Below are 8,537 nucleotides of genomic sequence, written 5' to 3' on the forward strand. Positions count from 1 at the left end.
GCTGAACCGACGCGCCGAAACACTCCGCCATTTCGCCGACCGAGCCGAGCTATCCGCTCAGCGAGGCGAGAATCAGATCGCCGCCGCACGCTTACCCGACGGCGATTCCACACGTGGGGACAGCCACCTTCCGGCACTTCCTGTGCGTCGGCGGCCCGGCCCGGCCGAGCTTCGAACCAAGCAGATCGGTGCGGAGCTCACCGAACGCCACGGATTCCCGGTGTACGGCTTCGAGAGGCAGGGGGTCGACAGGGGAACAGCACGGGACATCGTCTCCGCAATGAACGATATGCTCGCGAAGTATCCACTCACCAGAGTGATGGCAGTGGAGATCAGTTCCTTGGCGAACGACCGGGACATCGCTCAGGCGGCATCCGGATACAGGTCGGACAGTAGAGAGGACCGGGCAACTACCATCTTCTTCTCGACCAGGCACGCTACGAACCCGGCCCTACTGCTGGAAACAGTATCGGAGGCTGTCGGCCGCAAACATTTCAAGAAAAGTCCGGCTCCTCCCGCATATGCGATGGTCGTTCACGAGTTCGGTCACGCACTCACCTTCGAGGGGCATTCGCGGGCCGTCGAGAAAGCGGATTCACATCTGCGTGATCACTTCCTCCGAAAGCACGGGGACGAACTCTCGGATATCGAAAGCGAAGGCGCCTACCTCGCGTGGCGTGATCAGCTGAGCGGATACAGCTTCTCGAGGGGTAGGTTCCATCCGATGGAGGCGCTGGCCGAGGCGTTCGCCGATGTCGAGCTCAATGGAAGTGCTGCCAGCGAACCCGCGAAAGTCCTCCACGAGTTACTCGTGAGCACGGCACAGGAACAGTGGCGGAAAGAAGGTCTTTTGTGAGAGGCAGCGGATTACCTGTGGATCGGATGCGACAGAATTTCGAGACGAGCCTGGCCCGCGCGCTGGAAGGTCTACCTCCCGCGTCCCATACCGGTCTCGGGCCCGATATCGAGAGCGCCTTGATCGCCGTCTCCCTGGCTTGCCCCGCGGCCGACGCGCAACTCGTCGCGGCGGCCCGGGATGCGCTCGCGCGAGAGCTGACCTATCTCGATCAGCAAGAGGGGTGAGCCGCACCGGCTGCCCGGGCGGCGGCCGGACCTCTCGGACACTCTCACCCATCACGATGCCGGGGACTGAACGGATGGACACGCTCGGGCCGGATACAACTCCAACCTCAGGTTCTGAGGTTTCCCTTGCGCCACGACTCACCGATTCCGGTCGGTACCAGTGCGTTCCACAGCAGGTCGCGACCGGTACTTCCCCCGCGCGTGTCCGGGCCGACCTCTAGACTGGTGCGTGGTACGGCATACCCCCGCCGCACCACGTCGATCCAGGAGGGGACGATATGGCAGCCGGAATCAGTTCCGCGGAGAATCCCGCAACCGACCATCCCGAGCTGGAAGCGCTGCCGGTGTGGCCGCAGGAGACGATCGCGGTTCTGGTCACCACCGATCCCGCGCCGCATGCCATTCCGGTCTCGTGGCCCGTGCGCGCGGGTGACCGGCGGATCCTGCTGAGCCTCAAATTCGATCGCGGTTCGCTGGCCCGGCTCCGCGAGCGGCCGCAGGTGGCCCTGCTCATCCTGGGCGGCGGGAATGTGGCGCTGTGCGCGCGTGGCTCGGCCAAGGTCATCGCCGAGGAGATGCCCGGCGCCGACGACTATGTGGCGGTCCGGCTCGATGTGGATGTCATCGACGACCACCGGCAGTCGGCTTTCGCCGTCGCCCAGGGTATTCAGCGCACCGTGCTCGACGACAGCGAACTGCGCGCTCTGGAGCACCGGGTGGCGACGCTGAAGTCCTGGGCCGAGAACGAAGAGAAGATCTGAGTCCGGCCCCCGGCCGCGGGACTCATCCGACGAGGCGGTGCCTCGTCCCTGAAATTGCCGGGCGCTCCGGCGCCGTCGGCCATCGGGCGCTTTCGGCGCCGTGGGAGGAGAACATGAGCGTCACACTGGCAAAGGGCGGCAATGTCTCGCTGTCCAAACAGGCCCCCGATCTGACCAAGATCGCTGTCGGACTCGGCTGGGATGTGCGCACCACCGTGGGCGCCGACTACGACCTCGACGCCAGCGCCCTGGCCACCGGGCCGAGCCTGAAGGTCCTGTCGGATCAGCATTTCGTGTTCTACAACAACCTCCGGTCACCGGAGGGGACCATCGAGCACACCGGCGATAATCTGACCGGTGAGGGCGACGGTGACGACGAGGTGATCAATGTCGATCTGGCGAATACGCCGGAGACGATCACCAATATCTTCTTCCCGGTCTCCATTCACGATGCCGATCAGCGCGGTCAGTCGTTCGGCCAGATCCGCAATGCCTATATCCGGGTGGTCGATTTGAACACCGGCGCCGAACTGGCCCGCTACGACCTGTCCGAGGACGCGTCCTCCGAAACGGCCATGGTGTTCGGGGAGCTCTATCGCCGGCAGGGCGAATGGAAGTTCCGCGCGATCGGCCAGGGGTACGCCTCGGGCCTGGCGGGAATCGCGCGCGATTACGGAGTGAATGTCTAGGACCTGCACCGCAGTGGGATGCCCGTTGCGTACTGTCCGCGCGGCTCTTCGAGGAGATCACCGGCCGGGTGGTGCGGCGCTCAGGCCGGGGCCGGCGCCGCGCCACCCGGCCGCGTCTCGGCATCTCGGGCCAGCCAGAAGTACACCGGCGGCAGGACCAGTTCGAGGACGGTCAGCGCGATGACGAATCCGTGTGGCCAGCCGTGCGCGGCCACCGAGAAGAAACGGGCGAGGCCGCCGGCGAACATGATTCCGGCCAGGCCCCGGATGGTATTCCGGTGCAGCGGCGACTGTCGCACCGCCCGGATCCAAGCGAGTCCGTAACCCGCGAATATCGCACCGAAGAAACGGTTCTGATTATCGTCGGTAGCCGTGAGGGCCCCCGTATCCGGGACGGCATCCGGGCCGATGACGATATGCGCGATTCCGATCAGGACGCAGACGACGCCCATTGTCCAGCACAGCCACCGCAACGTCTTTTCCATACGGGCACTCCCCATCGAATCCCATGCGCAACGCATGAATTGCGCGACTCCCAGTTAGTAGACGAGTGTCTACTAAGACCATACGGCGGCCGGTAGACACGCGTCAACTAACCTGGGCGAAATGAGCACCCGTCGTCGGCTCGCCCCGGAAGAGCGCCGAGAACTACTGCTGGACGCCGGAGAGCGCCTCTTCGCCGAACGCGCCTACGACGACGTTCTGATGGAGGACGTGGCGGCCACCGCCGGAGTCTCGCGCGCGCTGCTGTACCGCCACTTCCCCAACAAGCGCGAACTCTTCGCCGAGATATACCGCCGCGCGACGGCACAGCTGCTCGCGGATACCGTTCTCGACCCGCAACGGCCGCTGAACGACCAGCTGGCCGCCGCCCTGGACACCCATTTCGACTACTTCGAGGCGAACGCGCACTCGGTGATCGCCGCCAACCGGCAGCTCGCGGGCGATCCCACCGTCCAGGCGATCATCTGGGGCGAGCTCGGCGAACTACGTCACCGCATGGTCGATGTCACCGGCCTCACCGGCCGCGACCGCGAACTGGCGTCCGCGGTGCTCATGAGCTGGCTGACCTTCGTGCGGGTACTCACCGTCGACTGGCTGGAACAACGCTCCTGCACCCGTGACCGGCTCCGGGATATCTGCATCGGCGCCCTCGCCGGGGCCTTGGGCCCGATCCTCGCACCGGACGAATCCTGAGTGCTCCGGAACCTCCGCGGCCCGCGGATCCCACCGCGACTTCGGTTACCCGGCAGGTGGTCCGGTCAGTGATCCGGACAGGTATCGGCCGGCCAGTACTCGAGCCAATCCGCGGCGGACAGCGGAAGACGAGCACCCCGAGCGGTTTCGGCGGCGTCCTCCGCCTGCCGAACGGCGGCGGCGAAGGCGAGGGCGGCTTTGCGCACCCGCTCCTCGGCGCTCTCCGGGCCGCCCAGGTGGACGATACGCAGATCGTCCGGGATCACATCCTCCGGCAGACCGGCGCGCGCGCTACGGGAGCAGATCTTCTCGGCCAGGGCCAGCGCCGGTTGCGCCATGGCGATCCCGTCCAGACAGGAACGCCGCGTCTTCTCCGCGGATTTCTTCTCTTCCCAGGCTCTTTCCTGTACCGCGACCTTCTCTTCGACCGTGGTCGCCGTTGCGAAACCGTACTCGTCGGGTCCGGCGGCCAGATGCGGGCTGCGATTCACCAATTTGGCGACCAGCGCGGCCGCCACATCGTCGATGGTGAATTCGCCCGCCGCTTCGGCGATCCGTGAATGGAACAGCACCTGCAGCAGCAGATCGCCCAGTTCCTCACGGATGGTGCCGGTGTCCTCCTGCTGGATCGCGTCGAGCAGCTCGTAGGTCTCCTCCAGCAGATACGGCCGTAGCGAATCGTGGGTCTGGGTGACTTCCCAGCCGCCGAACCGCCACAGCCGATCCATCACCTCCACCGCATCGGTCAGACCGGCGGCGACAGTGGCCGTTTCCGATTCGAGCACACCGGGTTCGGGCCGGCCGGCCGCCGCGGCACCGGGACGGTCGGAGGTCATCGCGCCGGACTCACCTCGGTCGCGACCGTGAGGTCGACCGCGCCCGCGGCTTTACCGTCGAGCGCGAGCAGCAGATCGGCGAGATACTGCAGCAGCGCCACATCACGCAGCCGGTCGGCTCCGACACTGTCCTGGACCCGGGGCAGCGGCAACTGCACCACCGAACTCGCCGCCCGATAGGTAGCGCTCGGGTAGATCCGCTTGAGCCGCATCTGTTTCGAATCGGGCAGCGACAGCGGCGAGATCTTCACCGTCGTCCCGGTCACCGCGATCTCGGTGACCTCGTACTCACGCGCCAGCAACCGCAGTTCGGCCACCGACACCAGCCGGCCGACCTCGACCGGTAGCGGACCGTAGCGGTCGACGAGTTCCTCGACCACCGCGGCCAGCGCCGGATCGTCGTGCGCGGCGGCGAGTTTACGGTAGGCCTCCAGCCGCAGCCGGTCGCTGGCGATATAATCGGGCGGTATATGCGCGTCCACCGGGAGGTCGATACGGACCTCCTTGGTCTCCTCGGTGGTGATCGGTTTCCCGTCCGCGGCCGCCCGGTAGGCCTCCACCGCCTCGCCGACGAGACGTACGTAGAGGTCGAAACCCACCCCCGCGACATGCCCGGACTGTTCGGCGCCCAGCACGTTTCCGGCGCCGCGGATCTCGAGATCCTTCATCGCCACCGCCATACCCGCGCCGAGATCGGAGTTCTGCGCGATGGTGGCGAGCCGGTCGTACGCGGTTTCGGTGAGCGGCTTCTCCGCCGGATACAGGAAATAGGCGTATCCGCGTTCCCGGCTGCGCCCGACCCGGCCGCGCAACTGATGCAGCTGGGAAAGCCCCAGGGTATCGGCCCGCTCCACGATCAGGGTGTTGGCGTTGGAGATGTCCAGGCCGGTCTCGATGATGGTGGTGCACACCAGGACATCGAATTCGCGCTGCCAGAAACCCTGCACGGTACGTTCCAGAGTGTCCTCGTTCATCTGCCCGTGCGCGACCACGACGCGGGCCTCCGGGACCAGATCCCGGATCCGCTTGGCCGCCTTCTCGATCGAGGACACCCGGTTGTGCACATAGAACACCTGGCCGTCACGCAGCAACTCGCGCCGGATCGCCGCGGTGACCTGCTTGTCGTTGTACCCACCCACATAGGTGAGCACCGGATGCCGCTCCTCGGGCGGGGTCAGGATGGTCGACATCTCCCGGATACCGGCCAGGCTCATCTCCAGCGTGCGCGGAATCGGCGTCGCGGACATGGTCAACACGTCCACATGGGTCCGCAATGCCTTGATGTGCTCCTTGTGCTCGACCCCGAAGCGCTGCTCCTCGTCCACGACCACCAGGCCGAGATTCTTCCAGCGCACCGCGGTCTGCAGCAGGCGATGGGTGCCGACCACGATATCGACCTCCCCCTCCGCCATCCCGGCGAGCACCTCACGCGATTCCGCGGGATCGGTGAAACGGGACAAGCCCTTCACGGTGACCGGGAACCCGGCCAGCCGTTCGGAGAAGGTCTGGAGATGCTGCTGGGCCAGCAGCGTCGTCGGCACCAGGACCACCACCTGCTTACCGTCCTGGACGGCCTTGAACGCCGCCCGCACCGCGATCTCGGTCTTGCCGTAGCCGACGTCACCACAGACCACGCGGTCCATCGGCACGGCCTTCTCCATATCCGCCTTCACATCGGAGATGGCGGTGAGCTGATCGACGGTCTCGGTGAACGCGAAAGCGTCCTCCATCTCCCGCTGCCACGGGGTATCCGGACCGAAGGCATGACCGGGCGCCGCCTGCCGGGCGGCGTAGAGCTGCACCAGTTCACCGGCGATCTCGCGGACCGCCTTACGTGCCCTGCGTTTGGTGTTCGCCCAGTCCGCGCCACCCAGCTTCGACAGGCTGGGCAGCTCCCCACCCACATAGCGGGACAACTGATCCAGCGATTCCATCGGCACGAACAGCCGGTCGCCGGGCTGACCGCGCTTACCGGGCGCGTATTCGATCACCAGGTATTCGCGCCGCGCGCCACCGACCGTGCGCTCGATCATCTCCACGAACCGGCCGATCCCGTGCTGGTCGTGCACGACCATATCCCCGGCGTTCAACGCCAGCGGATCCACCTGGTTACGGCGTTTGGCGGGCAGTCGTTTCCCGTCGCCCGGCGCCGTGACCCGGTTACCGGTGAGATCGGATTCCGCGACCACCACCAGGCCGGCATCGGCGAAGATCACTCCGTCGTGCAGCGACCCGCACAGCACCCCGACCACCCCGGGTACCGGCTCCGCCCCGGCCGCCAATTCCGCGGCCGGAACCTCCGCGTCCCCGAGCCGCTCCAGGGTGCGCTGAGCCGTACCGTGGCCGGCCAGCACCACCACCGCGCGGCCACCGGTCGTCACATGCGCCCGCAACGAGGCGAAAATCGTCGCCACCAGCTCGTCGGAGCCCCGCGCAGCGGGGCCGGACTGCACCGGCAACTCCACTTCCGCCGGATCACCGGAAGCCAGCGGACTCAGCGTCCACCAGGGCAGTTCCCGCTGCCCGGCGCTCGCCTGGATATCGGCGAGCGGACGATAAGCGGACGCCGCCAGATCCAGTCCGTGCGCGCCCAGCGGCGCATCACTTCCGAAGGAGGCCGCGGTCCACGAAGCCTCCAGGAACTCCTCCCCGGTCCGCATGAGATCGGCCGCCCGGGTACGTACCTTCTCCGGATCGCACACCAGCAGATGGGTATCCGCGGGCAACTGCTCGGTCAGCAGCCGCAGTTCACCGGGCTGCAACACCGGCAGCAGCGCCTCCATGCCCTCGACCGCGATACCCTCGGCCAGTTTCGCCAGCATCTCCACCAGCGCGGCATCCGCCGGATTCGCCGCCGCCACCGCCGCGGCCCGCTCCCGCACCGCCGCGGTGAGCAGCAGTTCCCGGCACGGCTGCGCGACCACGGCGTCCTGGGCGGTATCCCCCAGCGAACGCTGATCGGCCACCGAGAACGGCCGCAGCTCGGTGATCTCGTCCCCCCAGAACTCCACCCGGACCGGATGATCCGCGGTGGGCGGGAAGAGATCCAGAATGCCGCCGCGAACCGCGAACTCACCGCGTTTCCCGACCATATCCACTCGCGTGTACGCGAATTCGACCAGCCGCTCGACCAATTCGTCGAAATCGGCTTCCCCGCCGATCCGCAGCACAATCGGTTCGATATCGCCCAGACCGCCCGCCATCGGCTGCATCAGCGACCGCACCGTGGTCACCACGACCCGCAACGGCTCGGCGAACACCGGATCCTCGGGATGGGCCAGCCGCCGCAACACCTCGAGCCGACGCCCGACGGTATCCGCGCCCGGCGACAACCGCTCGTGCGGCAGGGTCTCCCAGGACGGGAACTGCGCGACCGCGGACCCCAGCATCTCGCCCAGTTCCAGGGTCAGATCATCGGCCTCCCGGCCGGTCGCGGTCACCACCACCACGGGCCGCTCGGCCGCCATCGTCGCCGCGACGAACGAACGCGCCGCCGCCGGCGCCACCAACTCCACCGGCGATCGCCCGAGCAACCCGGAAACGGTCCGCAACGCGGTATCGGCACCGGCCGCGGCGGCCAATCCCGCCAGTGGTGGACGTGGGGCAGACATTTTCTCTCCTGAACGCCGAACGAAAGCGATTCCACCGGGCCAGGCGAGTCTATCGACGAGCGTCCAGCGATTTACCGGCGGTCCGGGAAGACGGCTGTACGGTCCCCCGAGGTCAGGCGGTCGGGGGAGGGAGGGCGGGGAGAAACGGGTATCCGGGATCGGCTGCCTGCCGGCGACGGTGGGGGGCACACGCGGGCCGGGGTGGGCTCACACGCGATCGCGGGACGCGGACCCACACGCGACAACAGCACGCCGACCCACACGCGAAGGTGCTGTGTTTTTGGCGCCGCCTTCGGCGTCGCGGGGTTGAGGCCCCCTGGTGTCTCGCCGTTCAGGCCTCGAGACTCGCGCCTTCGGCGC

Annotated in this window: 8 protein-coding genes; 5 read left to right on the top strand and 3 right to left on the bottom strand. The window is 67.2% G+C overall.

The window, feature by feature from the left end:
* The first annotated feature begins 280 nt into the window (after positions 1-280).
* The 4 genes from ACWEWT_RS19550 (at position 281) to ACWEWT_RS19565 (ending at position 2,533) form a co-directional block, all read left to right on the top strand.
* Complete coding sequence (locus ACWEWT_RS19550) at positions 281-856, top strand: hypothetical protein (RefSeq protein ID WP_452560739.1); 576 nt, start codon at positions 281-283, stop codon at positions 854-856.
* Between the two features lie 26 nt (positions 857-882).
* Positions 883-1,083, top strand: coding sequence for a hypothetical protein (locus ACWEWT_RS19555; RefSeq protein ID WP_452560740.1), 201 nt, complete (start codon positions 883-885; stop codon positions 1,081-1,083).
* A gap of 278 nt (positions 1,084-1,361) precedes the next feature.
* Entirely contained in the window at positions 1,362-1,844 is a 483-nt protein-coding gene (locus ACWEWT_RS19560) for a pyridoxamine 5'-phosphate oxidase family protein (protein ID WP_452560742.1), read from the top strand.
* 113 nt (positions 1,845-1,957) lie between these two features.
* Complete coding sequence (locus tag ACWEWT_RS19565; RefSeq protein ID WP_452560744.1) at positions 1,958-2,533, top strand: TerD family protein; 576 nt, start codon at positions 1,958-1,960, stop codon at positions 2,531-2,533.
* Positions 2,534-2,613: 80 nt separating this feature from the next.
* Here ACWEWT_RS19565 and ACWEWT_RS19570 read toward each other — a convergent pair whose 3' ends face one another.
* Complete coding sequence (locus tag ACWEWT_RS19570; protein ID WP_452560746.1) at positions 2,614-3,018, bottom strand: DUF4345 domain-containing protein; 405 nt, start codon at positions 3,016-3,018, stop codon at positions 2,614-2,616.
* Positions 3,019-3,139: 121 nt separating this feature from the next.
* Between ACWEWT_RS19570 and ACWEWT_RS19575 the strand changes: the two genes are divergently transcribed.
* Entirely contained in the window at positions 3,140-3,730 is a 591-nt protein-coding gene (locus ACWEWT_RS19575; RefSeq protein WP_452560748.1) for a TetR/AcrR family transcriptional regulator, read from the top strand.
* A gap of 65 nt (positions 3,731-3,795) precedes the next feature.
* Here the strand turns inward: ACWEWT_RS19575 and ACWEWT_RS19580 are convergent, their stop codons facing one another.
* Positions 3,796-4,458: a MazG family protein gene (locus ACWEWT_RS19580; RefSeq protein ID WP_452560762.1), complete on the bottom strand. Its 663-nt coding sequence runs from the start codon at positions 4,456-4,458 to the stop codon at positions 3,796-3,798.
* A gap of 104 nt (positions 4,459-4,562) precedes the next feature.
* Positions 4,563-8,177 carry a transcription-repair coupling factor gene (gene mfd, locus ACWEWT_RS19585; protein ID WP_452560749.1) on the bottom strand — a complete coding sequence of 1,205 codons (3,615 nt, stop codon included), beginning with the start codon at positions 8,175-8,177 and terminating at the stop codon, positions 4,563-4,565.
* Between the last annotated feature and the right edge of the window lie 360 nt (positions 8,178-8,537).

The organism is Nocardia sp. NPDC003963 (assembly GCF_053605105.1).